This is a genomic window from Bacillus sp. FF-1 (assembly GCF_028548245.1).
In the GTDB taxonomy this organism is placed as follows: domain Bacteria; phylum Bacillota; class Bacilli; order Bacillales; family Bacillaceae_G; genus Bacillus_A; species Bacillus_A paranthracis.
The window spans coordinates 758,850-779,665 of the sequence record NZ_JAQQGG010000003.1 but is presented as its reverse complement, the minus strand read 5'-3'; the positions used below and the strand labels follow the sequence as shown (position 1 = coordinate 779,665).

The following is a 20,816-nucleotide window of genomic DNA, read 5'->3' as shown; positions in this document are numbered from 1 at the left end:
GTTTTGTCGATAAGTCGATATAGTGTGTCGAATCGTCGATATATCGAAAAAATCGTTGATATATTCTAAGTTACGATAGATATAATTGAAAAATCGTCGATATATTTATCGCTTCTCAATCGCCACAATAAATGGCGGGTTATTTTGTTGGTTAATGAAGCCGTAGCGCAGTACGTGTGCTTGTTTTTGGTCTAATTCTTCGGCAAATTTGAGAACAGCGTCCCGTTCTACTTGTCCTTCTGGATGTCCGTGGTAAATAACAAGGACGATGATACCTTCAGGTGCCATTACTTCTAATAATTGTTCGATTGCTGAGATTGTTGAGTTCGGTTTTGTAACGATATGCTTGTCTCCGCCTGGAAGGTAACCTAAGTTGAAAATTGCGCCTGTTACTTTACCTTTTGCATCTTCTGGTAATACGGATAGAAGTGTATCGTGACTATCGTGAACTAAAACAGTACGTTCGAAAAGTTCTTTTTCTTTTAGACGAGTTGTTGAGCTTTCAATTGCCTCTTTTTGAATATCAAATCCAAATACTTTTCCGTTATCGCCAACGATTTCAGCTAGAAAGCATGTGTCATGCCCGTTTCCTAAAGTTGCATCTACAGCGTAATCGCCTTCTTTTACTGCCGTTTGCAAGAGAGTGCGAGCAAACGGTAATACACGTTCTAATTTCATTTTTGTTTCTCCTCATTTGCATATTTTCCTTGCCAGCTTCCGCGGCGTACAAATTCTGCATCGATGGAATTTAATACTTCCCATTTATTTAAGCTCCACATTGGACCAATCATTAAATCAGGTGGACCGTCACCTGTGATGCGGTGCACAATTACGTCCTCTGGAATGATTTCAAGTTGATCAACAACGAGACTTACGTAATCCTCAAGAGAAAGGAACTCGAGTTGTCCTTTTTCATATTGCTTCACCATTGGCGTTCCTTTTAATAAGTGAAGTAAATGAATTTTAATTCCTTGTACGTCAAGCTTCGCTACTTCACGAGCTGTTTCCATCATCATGTCGTAATCTTCAAGAGGAAGACCGTTAATAATATGAGAGCAAACTCGAATACCATGCTTACGTAATTTATTTACGCCTTCAACGTAAGAAGGATAATCGTGAGCGCGGTTAATAAGGTTTGCAGTACGTTCATGAACAGTTTGTAATCCGAGTTCAACCCAAAGGTATGTGCGTTTATTTAAGTCCGCTAAATATGCAACGACATCGTCTGGTAAACAATCTGGACGAGTTGCGATAGAAAGACCGACAACGTCTTTTTCAGCTAGAAGCGGTTCGAATTTTTCTTTTAATACTTCAAGTGGTGCATGTGTATTTGTGTAAGCCTGAAAATAAGCGATACATTTTCCATCTTTCCACTTTGAGTGCATTTTTTCTTTCATTTCATGATATTGCGTTATAACATCATCGCGGCGATCGCCAGCGAAGTCACCAGATCCAGCAGCACTGCAAAATGTACAACCGCCATAAGCAACTGTACCGTCACGGTTCGGACAATCGAAGCCAGCATCTAATGAAACTTTAAAGATTTTTCCACCAAATTCATTTCGTAAATGGTAATTCCATGTATGATAACGTTTATTGTCGTTTGTATATGGAAAAGGGTTTTGAACCTTCATTACTTTCCCTCCTAAGCCGATCAAAATGAAACAAAATCCATTATAACATACTCATAAGGTTCATATGGAAGGGACACACTAAAGGGGAATTGAAGCAAGGAGGGACAATTATGGCAGAGCGTCAATCACTTGAATCGTATATTACACAAGCGGAACAAGCGGTGGAATATGCGAAAGAACAATTAGACCAAGGCATGAGACAAGAGCATTACAATACGATGGAGTATTCGGATGCGCAGTTACAATTAGAACAAGCGTATAACGATTTACAAACGATGCAACAACATGCGAATGATGAGCAACGTGAGCAATTAAATAGAGCGCGTATGGCAATTCGCCAGTTGCAACATCAAATGATTATTACACCGCACTAATAAGGAGTGAATGTAATGGCGAAACGTTCAGATCAAAATAACCCAGAGCAAAAAACGCAAAATGGACATAACGCTGAGTTTTCGAATGAGCTTGATCCAGTTGTTCAAGTGAAACAGCGTAACAGTAAAAAAGGACAACCTCAAAGATCGAAACAATCAGAGTAGACCAGGTCGCAATATGACCTGGTTTTATTTTGTTATATGACAATAATGTAAGATTTCTGTAAGGTTTGTCGATAGTTGCGAGCCGTTTTCTCCAGTAGAGTAAGGAAGGGTTAAATTTTATACAAGGAGTTGCTTTATGGGGAACAATATGACAAACAAACGAATTGATGAGTTAGATTACATTCGTGGCTTCGCATTACTGGGGATTATTTTAGTAAATATTCTTGCACTACTTAACATTAAAATTCCAGATCCTAATACAGTGGATGCTAGTTATCAAAGGTTTTTATACTTATTTGTAGAAGGTCGTTTCTTCTCAATCTTCTCATTCTTATTTGGAGTGGGATTCTATATCTTTATCTCTAGAGCAATTGCAAAGGGGAAAAATGGATATGTTTTATTTTTACGCCGCTTAGTTGCACTATTTATTTTCGGTTTGATTCATCAAATGTTTCAGCCTGGAGAAGCATTAACGTTATATGCAATTTGCGGGTTGATCGCTTTACCATTTTATAAAGTGAAAAAACAAGTGAACTTAGTTATTGGTCTTATTTTAACAATTGCCTTTAGCGTAATGGGTGCTAAGGAACTATTGCCACTTGGCTTAATTTTATTAGGGCTTGCTGCAGGGCAATATCGTGCATTTGAAAATCTTGCGCAAAATATAAAGAAAGTCGCTATTTTTACAGGTATTATGTTTGTTTTAAGTGTCGTAGCTGTATGGTATCAATACGGGCACGTGCCTGCTGATCCATTTGTAAATATGATACTAATGAATGAGGACGGAACAATGGATGCTGCAAGCCAATTTTTAAAAATTGGTGTTACAGTTGGCCCAATTATTTCAGCTTTCTATGTTGGAGCATTAATTTTACTACTTCAATTAAAACTAGTTCAAACATTGTTAGCGCCACTGAAATATTATGGTCGTATGGCTTTAACGAATTATATTGGACAAACTGCAATGATTTTAATCGCAGGAAGTGTATGTAACTTTGCGGGAAATTTAACTTACATGCAGACGTTATATGTGTGTATTGCAATTTATGCAATTCAAATTGTGTTTAGTGTGATTTGGATGAAAATCTTTAAAATGGGTCCATTAGAATGGATTTGGCGTGTTATTACGTATTGGACGGTAACACCTTTAAAGAAATAAAGAGAGAAGTGGGCTGTTCCTTTTGTGGAGCAGCTTATTTTATTGTCAGCTTTTGTCGATAAGTCGATATATTTTGAAAATCGCTGATAAAAGTGGGAGAATCGCCGATATATTAAAAAAATCGCTGATAAAAGTAGGAGAATCGTCGATATATTTGAAAAATCGCCGATATAATTTCAGTTACCGATTCACTATGTTACTAGTAGTAAAAGCCAAGCTTACAAACACACCTTTTTTATCTTACAAAAGTGTAAGGTAATTGTAATGTTAACAAATAGCAGTTCATCTCCAAAAGGCGCAAAATAGGTAATGGAAAAACAAGCGTAGGAGGATATATATGACGAAACCAGTTGTAGACGTGAAAAACGTTCAAAAAGTGTACGGTAAAAAAGGTGAGAACCAATCACATGCATTAAAAGGTGTATCATTCTCAATTCAAGAGGGTGAGTTTGTTGGGATTATGGGACCATCTGGTTCTGGTAAAACGACATTATTAAATGTAATTTCAACGCTAGATAAAGCAACGGGCGGTGTTGTTGAAATTGCGGGTACGGACATTACGAAAATGAAACAAGGTGAGCTTTCTGATTTCCGCTCTCAAAAATTAGGATTCATCTTCCAAGACTTTAACTTATTAGAGAACTTATCTATTTACGAAAACATTGCACTTCCATTATCTCTTCAAGGTGTCTCATCACGAAATATTGGACCAAAAGTAGAAAAGGTAGCAGATATGTTAGGCATTTCGGCAATACTTCAAAAGTATCCATCTGAAGTATCTGGTGGACAAAAGCAACGTTCAGCAGCGGCGCGTGCATTAGTGCATGAACCTGCAATTATTTTAGGGGACGAGCCAACAGGAGCGCTTGATTCTAAAAATGCAACGAGTTTACTTGATGCGATGACAAACTTAAATAAAGATCAAGGCGTATCTATTATGATGGTTACACATGATCCTTACAGTGCAAGTTACTGTCAGCGTATTTTATTCATTCAAGATGGTGAGCTATATAAAGAAATTCACCGCGGCGGTACACGTGAAGAGTTTTATAAAGAGATTTTAGATGTGCTAGCAGACTTAGGCACACAAAAAGCGTAAGAAAGGAGGTTCTAAGGCATGTTATTCAAACTTTCCATGTCAGGACTAAAAAGTAAGCTGAAAGATTATATCGTCTTACTTGTTGGTCTTGTCATGTCGATTTCAATTTTTTATATGTTCCAAACGTTAGCACTAAATAAAGCGTTTATTGAATCCAACTCAGTTATTCAATCAATTGGATTTGTATTCCAAGCAGGTTCATTTTTACTTGCTATTATAACGTTCTTCTATATTTTATATGCGAACTCTTTCTTATTATCTCTTCGTCAAAAAGAGTTTGGTATGTATATGATGTTAGGAGCAAAAAAGCATAAAGTTACATTACTTATGTTTATCGAAACAATCGTATTAGGCGCTGCGTCTCTTGCGATCGGTATTACAGTTGGTGTAGGACTTGCAGAAGGTATCGGACAGTTATTAATGAAACAATTAGAGTTTGCTGGTGAAGGCTATAAAGCATTTTACCTTCCATCAATGACCGTTACTTGCATTTTCTTCTTAGCACTATTTGTATTATCAGCAATTATGAATAGTATTAAGTTATCACGTATTTCTGTACTGCAACTTGTACATGCAGATGCACAAACAGAACGTGTTGCGGTAAAAGGAAAAATGACAGGTGTAGTTGCATTCCTAGCGGTTATTTTATTAGGCATTGGCTATGCATCGATGATTTACATGGAAAAACTAAGAGAAATGGGAATCCTTATTGCATTAGTGACAACAACAGCTGGTACTTACATGTTATTTGGATCACTTCTTCCTGTTATTATTAAAAAGTTAAAAAGTAATAAAAAGCGTAGTGAAAAAGGGCTTAACGCTTTTACATTTGCACAATTAAACTTCCGTATTAATAGCTTAACAAAGGTACTTGCAACAGTAGCGATGTTAGTTGCGCTTGGAGCCGGTGCCATTTCAGGTGGTATGGCGTTTAAAAATAACGTTATAAAAATGGTTGATGGTTTCGTAATATATGATTCAGTAGTTCATAATCCAACTGCTGAAGAAAAGAAAATTTTAGACGATATTACATTTAAAGAGAAAAGCGAATATCGTTACAAAGTCGATGATAAATACGTTTACTATGTAAAAGAAGATTTAGAGAAAAATCGTCCTTTAGTAAAAGATATGACAAATATGAAGTCGATGAAGGATTTAGTAAAAACGAAAAAAGTTTCAGAGGAACTACCAGTGGGTGCAGTTGCTAGAGAAATGAATGAAAAAGATGCGAGTGCTAAAGAACTTCCACAAGAATGGGACGAGGCTTTCAGAACAATCCAGCCATTTTACGTGCATGAAGATCATGCAATTAAAATTGTAGATCAAAAAATGTACGATACTGTAAATGGTAAAGAAGGAATTGTATTTACTGGAAAAACAGATGATTTTGAAGCGCATAAAAAAGAATGGAAAAAACTTGACGAGTTGCAGCTAGATAAATATAAAAATGTAAAAGCTGAAAGATTAGATAGTAAATATCAAGCTTACGACATGTTCTATGGCGTTGCGAGCGGAACAGTGTTTATGGGATTCTTCCTTGGAATTGCTTTCTTAGCAATGATGGCAAGTTGTTTAATGTTCAAAATTCTTTCTGGTGCATCAAAAGATATTACGCGTTATCAAATGCTTCGTAAAATCGGGGTGCGCCGTGAATTATTAACGAAATCCATTTATAAAGAGTTATTCTTAGTCTTCTTATTCCCAGCAATTGTAGGTATTGCTCACGTATTAGTTGGTATGAATATTTTCGGATTTATTTTAATCGATCCGTACTTCCGTATTTGGGTACCAATCATAATTTTCGTAGTTATTTACACGATTTATTACTTCATTACAGTTCAATTGTATAAAGGAATTGTTCTTCCGAAAGAAGATTAATAAAAACCGAGCGAAATTGCTCGGTTTTTATTATTTTCAGAAAAAATACTTTAATGTTACTGAAATATATAATATAATGTAAATAAGTAACATAATATAAAAGTAGAAGCAACTGGATAAGGAAAGGAGGAATCCGATCTGTAGAAAGAGGCTGAACTTGTATCCCCTATTATTCCTACCCCTACTGTATTTGCACAATTATAAATTTCCGAGCTTAAAAGTATATTGTAAAAATAATGGATAATACATGGAAATCTCATAGCGTGATAAGGTAAAATGGACAACATGATGAGAAAATTACCGTTCATAAGATGAGGAGAATACATGTATGGAAGTTGTAGAGGCATTAAAAGATATAAGCCAAATTGAGGCGATGAAAAAGTATTTAAAAGAGCACTCACAGCGAGATTATCTTTTATTTGTTATTGGAATTAACACAGGATTAAAGATTACTGAGCTACTTAGTATGAAATTTGAAGAGGTATTAAATGAAGATGGAACTGTTAAAGAGTTTTATTCTCTTCCTGTGAAAGATGAAAAGTTTAAACAAGATATTTATTTAAATACAAAAGTAAAAGAAGCACTTTTAGAGTACGTACAATCTATTGATGTGAAAAGAGAAAACTACGTATTTCAATCTAATAAAACGAAAAATTCAATTACACGTCAACAAGCGTATCGTGTCATTCATAATGCTGCTGAAGCGGTTGGGATTGTTGGTAAAATCGGAACAAACTCAATGAGAAAAACGTTTGGATTTCATGCATACAAAAGAGGGATAGCGATTGCACTATTGCAAAAGCATTTTCATCACGCAACGCCATCAGAGACGCTCAAGTATTTAGGAATCTCAAAAGATGAAGAATTTAAAACCGAGATTGATGTTGATTTGTAAAAGCCGTAACTAAAAACTTTAGGAGGCGGGAATATGAATATTCGAGAGAGTGAATTACCGGGCATTGGATGTAAGTTTGAAGTAATTACAAAAGGTAATGAAAAGCTGGTTATTGTTATTCATGATGATGGCCGAAGAGAAATGTATCATTTTGATGCAGATCATGATGAAAGTATTTCAAGTATTTCTCTTCGTGATTCTGAAGCGAGACAAATTGCGGCTATATTAGGCGGAATGGTATATAGACCGCAAGCTTTAGACACAATTGAGATGGCTTTTGAAGGACTATCAATTGAATGGTTTAAGGTGGAAAATAACGCACCAGTCGTACAAAAAACAATTGGTAGCTTACATGTCAGAAAAACATATAACGTAACGATTATTGCTATTTTAAAAAAGAATATGAAGAAATTCTTTAATCCAGGTCCAGACTCTATTATTGAAGCTGGCGATATGCTTGTGTTATCGGGCGCGAGACATGAAGTGAAAAGAATTATTAATGAATTGCTTTCAGCAGGAGGTGATTCATAATCGATGGATACTTTAATCTTTGAAGTTGGAACTGCGTTAGTATTAGTAGCTTTTGCAGCTATCCTCGCTGCAAAGTTAAAGTTTTCGATTATTCCGTTTCTCATTATACTCGGTATGTTAGTGGGGCCTCATGCCCCAGATCTAGGACTTATCGATTTAAGGTTTATTGAAAGCGGAGAAGTTATTTCCTTCCTCGGCCGCGTTGGCGTCATATTCCTCCTATTCTATTTAGGCTTAGAATTCTCAATAAAAAAATTAATTAAATCAGGAAAGTCGATTGCTTTTGGGGGGACTGTTCACATATCACTTAATTTCTTATTAGGTTTGCTTTATGGATATGTGGTGGGATTCCCCTTATTAGAGACGTTAATTATTGCTGGAATCATTACAATTTCATCAAGTGCAATTGTTGCAAAAGTCATTGTTGATTTAAGAAGATCTGGTAATAAAGAGACTGAATTAATATTAGGAATCATCATGTTTGATGATATTTTTTTAGCTGTATATTTATCAGTCGTTTCAGGGTTAGTACTCGGTGGTGCCACATCATTTGTAGGTGCTCTTACATCGGTGTTAATCGCAGTAGGGTATATGCTACTATTCTTTGTAATCGCTAGAAAAGCTACGCCGTTTTTAAATAAAATATTAGATATTTCCTCAAATGAAATTTTTATTATCGTAATATTCGCTATTTTATTCTTCGTAGCAGGATTTTCAGAAACGATTCATGTCGCTGAGGCAATTGGAGCGTTATTGTTAGGACTCGTCTTTTCTGAAACAGAGCATAGTGATCGGATTGAGAAGCTAGTCGTCCCATTCCGTGATTTCTTTGGAGCCATATTCTTTTTCAGCTTCGGTTTAAGCATAGATCCGTTTTCGCTTGGAGGAGCAGTGTGGTTGGCATTAGGAGCAGTTTTCATTACTCTAATCGGCAATTTTACTGCTGGAATGGTTGCGGGACGTAAAGCCGGGTTATCCCATAAGGCTTCTACGAATATAGGTTTAACACTCGTATCACGCGGGGAATTTTCTATTATTGTAGCGAATATCGGCATTGCCGGTGGCTTAATGTCAGCGATTAAACCGTTCTCTGCTTTATATGTTTTAATATTGGCATCGTTAGGACCGTTATTAACGAAAGAGTCTGGGAGAATATACTCTCTACTAGATAAGGTATTTAAATGGAGTGCGAAAGAACGTGCAAAGCGAGAAAAAGAAGTTGGATAGTATAAAGAGGCTGCATGAAGTTCATGCAGCCTCTTTATATAGTGTTGCTGTTGTCGTTTTTTGTCGGTAAGTCGATATATTTTAATAATCGCTGATATATTTCGAGAATCGTCGATATATCTTAATAATCGTCGATATATTTCCAAAATCGCCGATATATTTTCAAACAGCAATCAATATAATTTCATTTACCGACAAACCATTATCTGAATTTCATCAACTATTAATCAGTTGCCTTCCTATTTAAAAACGACTACAATTTTACTGTTATAGATGAACGAAAAAATAGAATAGGAGGGGAGACTATGCCAAGGAAAGTATGGCTATTAGTAGCTGGGATGATTATTAATGTCACGGGTGCTTCTTTTTTATGGCCTTTTAATACAATTTATTTGCATGATCACCTAGGGAAATCTTTATCTGTGGCCGGAATGGTATTAATGATCAACTCGCTTACTGGTGTAATCGGAAACTTGCTCGGCGGTGTTTTATTTGATAAATGGGGCGGTTATAAATCAACTTTAGTAGGGATTGTCATTACACTCGTATCGATTTTAGGTCTTGTGTTCTTCCACGGTTGGCCGTTATATGTTGTTTGGCTAGCGTTAATCGGCTTTGGTTCTGGAATGGTCTTTCCATCGATGTATGCGATGGTTGGTACGGTTTGGCCAGAGGGCGGAAGACGAGCATTTAATGCGATGTATGTTGGACAAAACGTTGGTATTGCGATTGGAACAGCGTGTGGTGGATTAGTTGCATCATATCGTTTTGATTATATTTTCTTAGCAAACTTTATTTTATACTTTGTTTTCTTCTTAATTGCTTTTATTGGATTCCGTGGTATGGAAGACAAAAAAGAGCCAGGAGTACAAAAAGAAGTGGAAACGAAAAAAGGTTGGTCGCTTACACCTGGATTCAAAGCACTTCTTATCGTATGTGTAGCATATGCTTTATGCTGGGTTACATACGTACAATGGCAAGGAGCAATTGCAACACATATGCAAGAGTTAAATATTAGTCTTCGTCACTATAGTTTATTATGGACGATAAACGGAGCGATGATCGTTTGTGCACAGCCACTAGTTAGTATGTTAATTCGCTGGATGAAGCGTTCGTTAAAACAACAAATTATGATTGGGATTCTTATTTTTGCAGTGTCATTCATTGTATTAAGTCAAGCGCAGCAATTTACGATGTTCCTCGTTGCGATGGTAACATTAACAATTGGTGAGTTATTCGTATGGCCAGCAGTTCCAACGATTGCAAATATACTTGCGCCAAAAGATAAGTTAGGGTTTTATCAAGGTGTTGTAAATAGTGCGGCGACTGTAGGGAAAATGTTCGGGCCGGTCGTTGGCGGAGCAATTGTGGATTTATACAATATGGAAGTATTGTTTATAGCAATCATGGTAATGCTTGTAGTAGCGCTTATCGCAACGAGTATTTATGATAAACGAGTAAAAGTAGAAGAAACAGTTGAAGAAAAAATTGCAGTTTAGTTTGACGGAACATGTTCACATGTTTTAGAATATATTTAAATAAAACAACCTTTAGAACAAGGGAGATAGCTCGGCTGTCTTAAGACGAATTCGTTAGTTATTAAAAGTAACGATTAACCGAGAAGCCCCGCTTTAAGTAAGCTCTTTAGAGATACGAAGTGGAGGGTAGTTCAAATTAACTCATATGTGTAATAACAGTGAGAAGGAGTAGTAGTAATAGAAGCTGGTTTAGAGAGTTGACGGTCGGTGCAAGTCAATCCACGTTTCGTTATGAACTCGCCTTTGAGTTGCAGTTGTGAAACTAATAGTAGCAATTGCCGTTAATCCACGTTACGGATCTAAGCGAATGTATATTTGTACATTAATTTAGGGTGGTACCGCGGGAATCTATAACCTCTCGTCCCTTTCTAGGGATGAGAGGTTTTTTGTATTTTGGGCGGTGAAAATAAATAGAATTTCAAGGAGGGTATCTCATGAGCTTTAATCATCAAGAAATTGAGAAGAAGTGGCAAGGGTACTGGGAAGAGAATAAAACATTCCGTACGCCAGATGAGACAGAAAAACCAAAATTTTATGCACTAGATATGTTCCCATATCCATCAGGTGCAGGCTTACACGTAGGACATCCAGAAGGTTATACAGCAACAGATATTTTATCTCGTATGAAGCGTATGCAAGGATATAACGTTCTTCATCCAATGGGATGGGATGCATTCGGTCTTCCAGCAGAGCAATATGCACTTGATACTGGAAACAGCCCAGCTGAATTTACAGAGCATAATATTAATACATTCCGTAACCAAATTAAATCATTAGGTTTCTCTTACGATTGGGACCGTGAAGTAAATACAACAGATCCAAACTACTACAAGTGGACACAATGGATCTTCCTAAAACTATTTGAAAAAGGCTTAGCTTACGTTGATGAAGTACCTGTAAACTGGTGCCCAGCACTTGGTACAGTACTTGCAAACGAAGAAATCATTGACGGTAAGAGTGAGCGCGGTGGACATCCAGTTGAGCGTCGTCCGATGAGACAGTGGATGTTAAAAATTACAGCTTACGGAGATCGTCTATTAGAAGATCTAGATGAGCTTGATTGGCCAGAAAGCTTAAAAGATATGCAACGTAACTGGATCGGTCGTTCTGAAGGTGCCGAAGTACACTTCAACATCGATGGTACAGACGAGAAGTTCACAGTTTTCACAACGCGTCCTGATACATTATTTGGTGCAAGCTACTGTGTACTTGCTCCAGAACATGCACTTGTTGCTGACATTACAACTGCTGAACAAAAAGAAGCTGTAGAAGCTTACATTAATTCTGTAAAAATGAAGAGTGATTTAGAGCGTACAGAACTTGCGAAAGAAAAAACTGGTGTATTCACTGGTGCTTACGCAGTTAACCCAGTAAATGGTGAGAAATTACCAATCTGGATCGCTGATTACGTTCTTGCAACTTACGGAACAGGTGCTGTAATGGCAGTTCCAGCTCATGATGAGCGTGACTATGAATTTGCATCAACGTTCAATCTTCCAATGAAGGAAGTTGTAAAAGGCGGAGACATTACGAAAGAAGCATACACAGGTGATGGTGAACACGTAAACTCAGCATTCCTTGATGGTTTAAATAAAGAAGAAGCAATCGCAAAAATGATTGAATGGCTTGAAGTAACGAGCGCAGGAAATCAAAAAGTAACATACCGTCTACGTGACTGGTTATTCAGCCGTCAACGTTACTGGGGTGAGCCAATTCCAGTTATTCACTGGGAAGATGGCACAATGACAGCTGTAAAAGAAGAAGAATTACCATTAGTTCTTCCGAAAACAGACAACATCCGTCCTTCAGGTACAGGTGAATCACCACTTGCTAACATTGACGAGTGGGTAAATGTTGTTGATCCTGAGACTGGTAAAAAAGGTCGTCGTGAAACGAACACAATGCCACAATGGGCTGGTAGCTGCTGGTATTACTTACGTTACATCGATCCAAACAATAGCGAAGCACTTGTAGATCCTGAAAAAGTAAAACAATGGCTTCCAGTTGATATTTATATCGGCGGAGCAGAGCACGCTGTACTTCACTTACTATATGCTCGTTTCTGGCATAAAGTATTATACGATATCGGTGTAGTTCCAACGAAAGAGCCGTTCCAACAATTATTCAACCAAGGTATGATTCTAGGTGAAAACAACGAGAAAATGAGTAAATCAAAAGGTAACGTTGTAAACCCTGATGATATCGTAGCAAGCCACGGTGCAGATACACTTCGTCTATACGAAATGTTCATGGGACCATTAGATGCTTCAATCGCTTGGTCTGAAAATGGTCTTGACGGAGCTCGTCGTTTCCTAGACCGCGTATGGCGCCTATTCGTTCAAGATAACGGTGAATTAAGTGAGAAAATTACTGATGCACCAAATAAAGAGCTTGAAAAAGCTTACCACCAAACAGTGAAGAAAGTAACAGAAGACTATGCAGAGCTTCGCTTCAACACAGCGATTTCTCAAATGATGGTATTCATCAACGATGCATACAAAGCTGAAACGCTTCCGAAAGAATATGTAGAAGGTTTCGTAAAAATGATTGCACCAGTTGCACCTCACATCGGGGAAGAGCTATGGAGCAAACTTGGATACAATGAAACAATCACATATGCAAGCTGGCCAACATTTGATGAGTCTAAACTTGTAGAAGATGAAGTTGAAATCGTTGTTCAAGTTATGGGTAAAGTTCGCGCAAAACTAACAATGAGTAAAGACGCATCAAAAGAAGAAATGGAACAACTTGCACTTGAAGCAATTAAGGACCAAATTGAAGGGAAAACAGTTCGTAAAGTAATTGTAGTTCCTGGAAAACTTGTTAACGTTGTTGCAAACTAATGTATTCTAAATAAAAGCTCAGAGTATTTATGCTCTGAGCTTTTTTGTGTAGAAAATAATTTCTGGATCACCTTAGTCTAAGTTTTCAATTATTCCACTACGTACAAATAAAAGAGCGGAATTCCAATACAGACAAACACCTATTTTTCTATAGGAAATATGATAAAAAAGGTAGGCTAAATTGAGTAGAAGAGGTGAAAGGAATGAAAGGGATGGACAATAATGCACCACATGGCTTTTTCGGAGGTGGATCGGATAGTTATGAACAAATGATGTTAATGGGAGGCGGACAACAAGGGTATGGCGGAATTCCGAGCTGGATGGGTGGAACACCTGGAGGATTTTCCACATCAGTAGCTGGAGCGCAAACAGGAATCCCAACATTTGTAGGCGGAGCAGCGGGAGGAGTACCAGTGGGCGTACCAACTACATTCCCATCTTTCGTTGGAGGAGTACAAACAGGATTTCCGGTACCGGGAGTAGGTGTTGTGGCAGGCGGAGTAGGTGGTTATCCACAAGGTTTTTACGGTCATCATGGACACCATCATCAAGGTCACCATGGCCATCATGGATATCACCACCAAGGTCACCATGGCCATCATGGACACCATCACCACCAAGGTCACCACGGTCATCATGGACATCATCAACAACAAGTACATCACCACGGACACCATCATATACATCCGCAGGCTGTTCTTTATCAAATTCATCAAGATCACCATGGTCACCATGGCCACCACGGCCACCAAGGTCAACATGGTCATCAAGGTCACCACGGTCACCAAGGTCAACATGGCCATCAAGGTCACCACGGCCACCAAGGTCAACATGGCCATCAAGGCCATCACGGCCACCAAGGTCAACATGGTCATCAAGGTTACCAAGGCCAACAACATCAACAACATCAACAATACCAACAGTATCAACAACAATCTTCTCCTTGGACAGGTGGAATTGGAGCAGGAGGGGCGGGGGCAGCAGCAGGAGCGGCTAGCATTAGTGGAGCAGCAGGACATGCGGGACACGTGGGTCATTAATGATTGCCAGAAAAAAAGACATAATAAAAAACTGCTAGGAAATCCTAGCAGTTTTTTTCAGCTTCTTGGCGTTGACGTTCGATTTCAGCACGAAGTTGTGGTTCTGGTGCTTGCCAGCCTTCAGGTTTTAGAATTTTACCGTCACCTTCGCGGAATCGAGGTTTCCCGTCAGGGAATAGTTTTGCCATGTTTGCGTTATTTACAATTTCGAATCCTTTATCAGGACGTACGCCCATTTCGGCAAACGTGCCGAATGCAAAGTAAATAAGGTCAATCAGTGCATCATATTGATCTTCAACAGTCGTTGCTTCTAGAAATTCTTCTAACTCTTCTTGCATAAAACTCGCACGGATTTTTGCACGTTCTTCTGTTAATTTTGTTGGAGTATTTGTTACGGGATGTCCGAATACTTCATGCATTTTTGCAACAAGTTCGTACCCTTTATCTAAACCTTTTTCGTTTGTCATGTTGTTTCATCCTTTCTCGCTTAGTGCCGAATCTCATTGTAACATAAGGTGATTATGAAATGAAAAGAACATCTTATAGAAAATAAGATGCTCGCCTGTTATTCTTCTTTCTTAATTAAAATGGATAAAATAAGATCGATGCCAAACATACCAACGAGCAACATTGGTATAACGACAAGTAAATAACGTGTGAAGGAAACATTTTTTAAGTATGTATGAGCAAATAAAAAGACGCCGAGAAATAAAATACCATTTAAAATAGGCTTTACTAATTTTTTAGACATAAGCTCCCCCATAAATATCTTCTCTCTCTATCTAAAATAAAAACTCCTCTTTCCGTTGTATCATGCCGGGAAGAGGAGTTCAATCATTTCTCATTCAATTACACCAGAATTTGTAATATTTACAGTGTATTTTATATGAATTGGAACATCTTTGTACATTTTTCTCCACTCTTCTAATTTGAATGGACGATAATGGTGTTTATATTTTGCTCCTAGCCCGAGGGGATCGACATTTAAAGATTTAAACTGCTTAATTAACTTAGCAGCTTGTTTATCTAATTGCTTTTGAACATCTTTTTCAATGTTTTTTGTGTTTTTATTATTTTCTAAGTTAATTTGTTTTGATAGTTCTTGAATACGTGCATCAAGATGAACGTGAATGAAAAAAGAAGGCTTCCCGTTTTTAATCTTTATATCGTAATATGGAATGGAACGAATGTTGTTAACCACTACGTATGCAGAATCCGTTTTAAATTCATGTGAATCTAATTTATGTTTCTCTAATAGTTCTTTAAAGATGAACATATCTTTTTCCGCAATTTTACCGATATATTTATCCTTTTTAAAAAGACCAATTCCGGTAATTTTTATTTTATCACCATGCTTCTTTAAAATGGGAATATAGTAGTCTTGTCCTTCTTGATAATAACGGAATGCTCCTACATGTAGGTTATCCGTTGGTAAAGGACCGGTCTCCATATTATGTTCTAGCAATTTTTTTATATAAATTGCAACGTTGTATGAAGTCGAATATTTGCCTTTTAAAAGTTCAGTACCATTCCCCTCTAATAAAGCAGCATATAAAGCGTTCCCTATATTCACATCTCGAAGTAATGTATCGAATGAAGTAGCCATTCCTGTTTTAGCAAGTCTTATCGTATATAGAGCGACACGCATTTGTCCGCTAGCAAAAGGTTGAGAAGATTCTAACGATGTATCTGCTTTTACTTGTTTTACCGCATTTGCAGTTCCTTCAAAAACTTGAACTTTATTTCCCTTTTTCTGAATGGGGCAAACGAATGTCACTTTTACTTTATTATCTTTTGCAACGTCAAATACGGTTCCTTGAATAAGTTGTACATCATCGATAATGTTTTTTTGTAAACATCCCGTTAGACTGAAGAATGTTATACAAGAAATAAGTATTAATTTGCTTGTGCTTTTGATTTTTTCCATTTTCTTTTCACCCACACAATGATAAATAGGATTGGGATGTATACATAAATGAGCCAAAAACTAACTTTTGCTGCATTACTAATAAAATTGTTAATATCGTGCCTGTTTGTTAAAAGTTGTGAAACAATAAGCGTGATAAAGAAAAAAGCAATTAAAATACCTCGTTGTTTTACACGAAATATTTCGTGAGTTGCTCTCATTGACGCCCATAAAGGGAGGATAAAACTTGAAATAATAACAAGTGCATAGCCTGAAATTGCAATATATTCGAGTCTTTCTATAAATGGTAATTGAATGACTTGGGTCATAGAAAGTTGGGCCCATATCGTTTTTAACAATTGTTTTTCACTAAAAAAAGAAAAGGCTAAAAGGGTGCTAAATAGATATAGAAGATTTGAAAATAGTGCTCCGAGCTGAGCGTATTTATGAGATTGCATAGGCTTTTTCACAAATGGATACACCATGAGGTAAATCTCAAAACCGGTCATACTGTAGATTGACAGTTGAGCGGATTTTAAAATGTCTGAAAAAGAATGTGTAAATATAGGTAGTAAATTATCCCAATGTGAGTATTTCAAAACGAATAAACTTAGAAATAAATATCCTAATGTACCACCAATAGAGATGACGCAAATACCGGTAATTACACGAAATCCAGAAGAGATAATGTAATAGCTAACTAAGCACAAAAAGAGTGTTAACATAAAGGTGGAAGCGGTAGGAAACATCCATACTTGAATAATTTCAACATACGTTCGAATAACCGAAATACTGACGATTAAAAAATAAGCTGCAAAGATGATATTAAAGACATTTCCTATCCACTTTCCAAACGTTTGCCTTTGTAAATCAATTAAATTTCCATTTGTTTCTTTTAATAAAAAATACATCATCCATATAAGGAGATGGATACAGAGTCCTGTGATTACAACGCCCATCCATCCGTCATATCCAGCGGCCTTTGCGATGATTCGAGCGAAGCCGAGAACGCCAGCACCGAACTGTGCACCGTGAATTAAGAAGAAAACGAAGATAGGAGATATTTGATATTTTTCTTGAACTTTACTCATCGAATGCACCTCATTTCTTAATCATCAAAGTCTGATCTATGTTTTGTTGAAATTCCTTTCGCTGCTTTTTTTACATGTTGTGGCCTTGCTTGTACATCCCGTGTATCAATCATTGTTAAAGGGAAACGGATCCAAGAATCTTTAACAGATTGTTGTCTTGTTGGGTAGAACAAAGCGTACGGCTTGCGTAAAGAAGTAAGTCTAAATAGATGCGTAAATAAGAAGATAAATCCAAGTGAAATCCCGAAAAGTCCTCCTATTTCTGCAAATATGAGAAACGGGAAACGTAGTAATCGAACTGCATTACCCATTTTATAAATAGGTGTAATAAAGGAAGCGAGTGCTGATAAGGCAACGATAATTAATAAAATATTACTCGTTAAACCAGCTTGTACAGATGCTTGCCCGATTACGATACCGCCTACAATACCGAGCGTTTGACCAACTTTCATCGGTAACCTTGCCCCAGCTTCTCTCAGTAAATCGATTGCGAGTTCTAAAAAGAGTGCTTCAATTAAAGGCGGGAATGGTACTTGCGCCCTTGATAAAATTAAAGTTTCAAGTAAATCACTCGGAATGAGTTCATAATGATAATTTAAAACTGCAACGTATAACGGTGTAGCGCATATAGAGAATAAAACGGAAATAAGACGTAAAACCCTTGAGAATGTAGCGTATAGCCAAGAGACGTTGTAGTCTTCTGGTGAAATGAAAAAATCGAAATAGGATACAGGTGTTAGTAAAACACTTGGAGAACCGTCCACAAAAATAGCGATTTTCCCATCGATTAGTGCTTTTGTAACTCTATCAGTGCGTTCTGTATTGATATAGAGAGGAAAAATCGACTTTTCTCCCATCAATTCTTGTAAATAAGCACTATCATTAATTTGATCATATTCAAGAGCACGTAAAGACTCCTCTAGAAAATCAACATTATCTTTTTCAGCAAGGTTGTCTAAATACATCATGACAACTTTTGTTTTGGAAAACTCACCGATAATCATCTCTTTTGTTTGTAAATCTAAAACAGGAAGACGTTTTCGTACTAAATTTATGTTTGTATCAATATCTTCTACAAAACCTTCTTGCGGACCAATAACAGTCGATTCATTTAAAGGAGGAGTTGGTGCACGATAATTATCAATTGCAATATTTGCGAGCATACATTTTTGATCTTGTTGATTTACTTGAACAATCGCATGCCCCTTTAAAACCATGTCCTCAATTTTTTGTAAATCGTTCGTAATTGTAATGCCGCTCATCGGAATATGTTCCTTCAGCTCTTCTAGTGATGCGTTAGGTCGTTCTAAAAGAGTGGGCATTAAATATTTTTGTAATTTCTCTCCATCAAGCGAAGGACGATAGTAAGAAATCCAATAAGGCATCGTTTCGTCGTCGGATGTATGATAATTCACAAAATCACTAGACTTTTTCAGCTTCTCTATTAAATCTTGTAAAGAATGAATACGATCTTTTTCTGGTTTCGAAAAATCATAAATACTATTACCTTTAGAATTTTTTTGCTTATCCTGATTTGAGTTGTCTTGTTTAGAGTATTGCTGTTGACCCTGATCGGAGTTGTTCTGCTTAGAATGCTTCTGTTGCCCTTGATTGGAGTCATCTTGCTTAGAATGCTGCTGTTGCCCTTGATTGGAGTCATCTTGCTTAGAATGCTGCTGTTGCCCTTGATTGGAGTCATCTTGCTTAGAATGCTGCTGTTGCCCTTGATTCAAGTCGTTTTGCTTAGAGTGTTGCTGTTGATCCTGATCGGAGTCGTTCTGCTTAGAATGCTGCTGTTGCCCTTGATTCGAGTCGTTTTGCTTAGAGTGTTGCTGTTGACCCTGATCGGAGTTGTTCTGCTTAGAATGCTTCTGTTGCTCTTGAGAAGATTCATCTTGTTTAGCACTTTGTTGCTGATTTTGATTCGATTGATTTTGCTGCTTATCTTGAGAAGATTCCTTGTGTTCCTCTTTTTTTTGCTCGCTATTGTTACCTTTATTATGTTTCGTACTTCTAGTCTGTTCTTTGTTGTCGTCCTCTTGATTGTTAGGTTTTTGCTCCGAATTATCTGTTTCGTTTTTCTCTGTTGTATTTGATTTTTTTTTCTTACGTAGCCAATTCCAAATCATATGTATGCCCTCTTTAATTGTGTAATATAGTGCTATTTTGTGGCTAATTTTGTATATTATTCATTTATTTATGAAAAGAAGGAGGAGATTGGTTTGCATAGAAAAAATCTTTTAGTAAGCAGTTCATACTATGACGAGAAGAGGGCGAGTCTGTGAAAATTGTAAAAAAGGAGAAGTTTATTTTAAAGGAGTTTACATTTGAAAATGGTAGGACAATTCCTGTTCAAATGGGGTATGAGACGTATGGTACTTTAAATAGAGAGAGATCCAATGTGATTTTGATTTGTCATTATTTTAGTGCAACTAGTCACGCAGCAGGAAAATATACAGCGCATGATGAGGAGTCTGGTTGGTGGGATGGTTTAATTGGACCGGGAAAAGCAATTGATACAAATAAATACTTTGTTATATGCACTGATAATCTTTGTAATGTGCAGGTGAAGAACCCTTATGTAATTACAACGGGACCGAAATCGATTAATCCGAAAACTGGAGATGAATATGCGATGGACTTTCCGGTTTTTACATTTCTTCATGTAGCTCGTATGCAATACGAGTTAATAAAAGATATGGGAATCCCAAGGTTACACGCTGTAATGGGCCCATCAGCTGGCGGGATGATTGCGCAGCAATGGGCTGTTCATTACCCTCATATGGTAGAGCGGATGATTGGTGTTATTACGAACCCGCAAAATCCAATTATTACGTCGGTAAATGTAGCGCAAAATGCAATTGAGGCTATCCGGCTGGATCCAAGTTGGAAGGGCGGGAAATATGGAGAAGAGCAGCCAATGAAGGGGCTTCAGTTAGCAAATAGAATGATGTTTATGAACGCGTTTGATGAGCATTTTTATGAAACAACCTTCCCTCGTAATAGTATAGAAGTAGAACCGTATGAAAAGGTTTCTTCATTAACATCATTTGAGAAAGAGATAAACAAATTGACATATAGAAGTATAGAGTTAGTAGATGCAAATTCGTGGATGTACACTGCGAAAGCAGTTTTATTACATGACATTGCGCATGGATTTTCGTCTTTAGAAGAGGCGCTGTCTAATGTAGAAGCAAATGTACTTATGATTCCGTGTAAACAAGATTTGCTTCAGCCGTCACGTTATAATTATAAAATGGTAGACCTATTGCAAAAACAAGGGAAGTATGCAGAAGTATATGAGATAGAAAGTATAAATGGGCATATGGCGGGAGTATTTGATATTCATTTATTTGAAAAGAAAGTGTATGAGTTTTTAAATCGGAAAGTATCTAGTTTTGTGTAGAAAATAAATGATGTGAAAAAGGTGCAATGT

19 protein-coding genes and 1 other annotated feature are annotated in these 20,816 nt (G+C 37.1%); of the genes, 12 read left to right on the top strand and 7 right to left on the bottom strand.

What is annotated here, in order from left to right:
• Positions 1–105: 105 nt before the first annotated feature.
• The gene (locus PQF83_RS14535) at positions 106–678 is read right to left on the bottom strand and encodes a class I SAM-dependent methyltransferase (RefSeq protein ID WP_000764489.1); all 573 of its coding nucleotides are present in this window, start codon (positions 676–678) and stop codon (positions 106–108) included.
• Complete coding sequence (locus PQF83_RS14530; RefSeq protein ID WP_000868043.1) at positions 675–1,634, bottom strand: TIGR01212 family radical SAM protein; 960 nt, start codon at positions 1,632–1,634, stop codon at positions 675–677. Before PQF83_RS14530 ends, PQF83_RS14535 begins: the two co-directional genes overlap by 4 nt.
• A 110-nt stretch (positions 1,635–1,744) precedes the next feature.
• On the opposite strand from PQF83_RS14530, the gene PQF83_RS14525 reads away from it, so the two are divergent.
• From PQF83_RS14525 to PQF83_RS14475, 11 genes are all read left to right on the top strand, one after another.
• The gene (locus PQF83_RS14525; protein ID WP_000840869.1) at positions 1,745–2,008 is read left to right on the top strand and encodes a YtzC family protein; all 264 of its coding nucleotides are present in this window, start codon (positions 1,745–1,747) and stop codon (positions 2,006–2,008) included.
• A 15-nt stretch (positions 2,009–2,023) separates the two neighbouring features.
• A complete protein-coding gene (locus PQF83_RS14520; RefSeq protein ID WP_001129345.1) occupies positions 2,024–2,173 on the top strand; it encodes a hypothetical protein in 150 nt (49 codons plus the stop codon).
• 136 nt (positions 2,174–2,309) lie between these two features.
• Complete coding sequence (locus PQF83_RS14515) at positions 2,310–3,332, top strand: DUF418 domain-containing protein (RefSeq protein ID WP_000527877.1); 1,023 nt, start codon at positions 2,310–2,312, stop codon at positions 3,330–3,332.
• A 337-nt stretch (positions 3,333–3,669) separates the two neighbouring features.
• Positions 3,670–4,431: an ABC transporter ATP-binding protein gene (locus tag PQF83_RS14510; RefSeq protein ID WP_000165846.1), complete on the top strand. Its 762-nt coding sequence runs from the start codon at positions 3,670–3,672 to the stop codon at positions 4,429–4,431.
• A gap of 18 nt (positions 4,432–4,449) precedes the next feature.
• Positions 4,450–6,309, top strand: coding sequence for an FtsX-like permease family protein (locus PQF83_RS14505; RefSeq protein WP_000897792.1), 1,860 nt, complete (start codon positions 4,450–4,452; stop codon positions 6,307–6,309).
• A gap of 328 nt (positions 6,310–6,637) precedes the next feature.
• Positions 6,638–7,204: a tyrosine-type recombinase/integrase gene (locus tag PQF83_RS14500; protein ID WP_000454218.1), complete on the top strand. Its 567-nt coding sequence runs from the start codon at positions 6,638–6,640 to the stop codon at positions 7,202–7,204.
• A gap of 33 nt (positions 7,205–7,237) precedes the next feature.
• On the top strand, positions 7,238–7,735 hold the full coding sequence (locus tag PQF83_RS14495; RefSeq protein WP_001026041.1) for a cation:proton antiporter regulatory subunit: 498 nt from the start codon (positions 7,238–7,240) through the stop codon (positions 7,733–7,735).
• A gap of 3 nt (positions 7,736–7,738) precedes the next feature.
• Positions 7,739–8,962, top strand: a complete 1,224-nt coding sequence (locus PQF83_RS14490; RefSeq protein WP_000380204.1) for a cation:proton antiporter — start codon at positions 7,739–7,741, stop codon at positions 8,960–8,962.
• A gap of 305 nt (positions 8,963–9,267) precedes the next feature.
• Entirely contained in the window at positions 9,268–10,461 is a 1,194-nt protein-coding gene (locus tag PQF83_RS14485) for an MDR family MFS transporter (protein WP_001137564.1), read from the top strand.
• Between the two features lie 188 nt (positions 10,462–10,649).
• Positions 10,650–10,869 (top strand) — a binding site (T-box leader).
• Between the two features lie 65 nt (positions 10,870–10,934).
• On the top strand, positions 10,935–13,343 hold the full coding sequence (gene leuS, locus PQF83_RS14480) for a leucine--tRNA ligase (protein WP_000009457.1): 2,409 nt from the start codon (positions 10,935–10,937) through the stop codon (positions 13,341–13,343).
• Positions 13,344–13,546: 203 nt separating this feature from the next.
• Positions 13,547–14,383, top strand: a complete 837-nt coding sequence (locus PQF83_RS14475) for a hypothetical protein (RefSeq protein WP_000677600.1) — start codon at positions 13,547–13,549, stop codon at positions 14,381–14,383.
• A gap of 44 nt (positions 14,384–14,427) precedes the next feature.
• Here the strand turns inward: PQF83_RS14475 and PQF83_RS14470 are convergent, their stop codons facing one another.
• From PQF83_RS14470 to PQF83_RS14450, 5 genes are all read right to left on the bottom strand, one after another.
• Positions 14,428–14,850 (bottom strand): hypothetical protein, encoded by a 423-nt coding sequence (locus PQF83_RS14470; protein ID WP_000180554.1) that lies wholly within the window; start codon positions 14,848–14,850, stop codon positions 14,428–14,430.
• A 98-nt stretch (positions 14,851–14,948) separates the two neighbouring features.
• On the bottom strand, positions 14,949–15,134 hold the full coding sequence (locus PQF83_RS14465) for a hypothetical protein (RefSeq protein ID WP_000038783.1): 186 nt from the start codon (positions 15,132–15,134) through the stop codon (positions 14,949–14,951).
• A 90-nt stretch (positions 15,135–15,224) separates the two neighbouring features.
• Positions 15,225–16,310: a Ger(x)C family spore germination protein gene (locus tag PQF83_RS14460; protein ID WP_000411398.1), complete on the bottom strand. Its 1,086-nt coding sequence runs from the start codon at positions 16,308–16,310 to the stop codon at positions 15,225–15,227.
• Positions 16,280–17,380, bottom strand: a complete 1,101-nt coding sequence (locus tag PQF83_RS14455; protein WP_000049063.1) for a spore germination protein — start codon at positions 17,378–17,380, stop codon at positions 16,280–16,282. The genes PQF83_RS14460 and PQF83_RS14455 overlap by 31 nt, the downstream gene beginning before the upstream one ends.
• 17 nt (positions 17,381–17,397) lie before the next feature.
• Entirely contained in the window at positions 17,398–19,509 is a 2,112-nt protein-coding gene (locus PQF83_RS14450; RefSeq protein WP_000638096.1) for a spore germination protein, read from the bottom strand.
• Between the two features lie 152 nt (positions 19,510–19,661).
• Here PQF83_RS14450 and PQF83_RS14445 point away from each other — a divergent pair, with 152 nt between their 5' ends.
• Positions 19,662–20,786, top strand: a complete 1,125-nt coding sequence (locus PQF83_RS14445; RefSeq protein WP_000706681.1) for an alpha/beta fold hydrolase — start codon at positions 19,662–19,664, stop codon at positions 20,784–20,786.
• Positions 20,787–20,816 lie beyond the last annotated feature (30 nt).

Coding starts and splice junctions, on each gene's coding strand:
- PQF83_RS14535 (WP_000764489.1), bottom strand. CDS start 678: ATGAAATTAGAACGTGTATTACCGTTTGCTCGCACTCTCTTGCAAACG.
- PQF83_RS14530 (WP_000868043.1), bottom strand. CDS start 1,634: ATGAAGGTTCAAAACCCTTTTCCATATACAAACGACAATAAACGTTAT.
- PQF83_RS14525 (WP_000840869.1), top strand. CDS start 1,745: ATGGCAGAGCGTCAATCACTTGAATCGTATATTACACAAGCGGAACAA.
- PQF83_RS14520 (WP_001129345.1), top strand. CDS start 2,024: ATGGCGAAACGTTCAGATCAAAATAACCCAGAGCAAAAAACGCAAAAT.
- PQF83_RS14515 (WP_000527877.1), top strand. CDS start 2,310: ATGGGGAACAATATGACAAACAAACGAATTGATGAGTTAGATTACATT.
- PQF83_RS14510 (WP_000165846.1), top strand. CDS start 3,670: ATGACGAAACCAGTTGTAGACGTGAAAAACGTTCAAAAAGTGTACGGT.
- PQF83_RS14505 (WP_000897792.1), top strand. CDS start 4,450: ATGTTATTCAAACTTTCCATGTCAGGACTAAAAAGTAAGCTGAAAGAT.
- PQF83_RS14500 (WP_000454218.1), top strand. CDS start 6,638: ATGGAAGTTGTAGAGGCATTAAAAGATATAAGCCAAATTGAGGCGATG.
- PQF83_RS14495 (WP_001026041.1), top strand. CDS start 7,238: ATGAATATTCGAGAGAGTGAATTACCGGGCATTGGATGTAAGTTTGAA.
- PQF83_RS14490 (WP_000380204.1), top strand. CDS start 7,739: ATGGATACTTTAATCTTTGAAGTTGGAACTGCGTTAGTATTAGTAGCT.
- PQF83_RS14485 (WP_001137564.1), top strand. CDS start 9,268: ATGCCAAGGAAAGTATGGCTATTAGTAGCTGGGATGATTATTAATGTC.
- leuS (WP_000009457.1), top strand. CDS start 10,935: ATGAGCTTTAATCATCAAGAAATTGAGAAGAAGTGGCAAGGGTACTGG.
- PQF83_RS14475 (WP_000677600.1), top strand. CDS start 13,547: ATGAAAGGGATGGACAATAATGCACCACATGGCTTTTTCGGAGGTGGA.
- PQF83_RS14470 (WP_000180554.1), bottom strand. CDS start 14,850: ATGACAAACGAAAAAGGTTTAGATAAAGGGTACGAACTTGTTGCAAAA.
- PQF83_RS14465 (WP_000038783.1), bottom strand. CDS start 15,134: ATGTCTAAAAAATTAGTAAAGCCTATTTTAAATGGTATTTTATTTCTC.
- PQF83_RS14460 (WP_000411398.1), bottom strand. CDS start 16,310: ATGGAAAAAATCAAAAGCACAAGCAAATTAATACTTATTTCTTGTATA.
- PQF83_RS14455 (WP_000049063.1), bottom strand. CDS start 17,380: ATGAGTAAAGTTCAAGAAAAATATCAAATATCTCCTATCTTCGTTTTC.
- PQF83_RS14450 (WP_000638096.1), bottom strand. CDS start 19,509: ATGATTTGGAATTGGCTACGTAAGAAAAAAAAATCAAATACAACAGAG.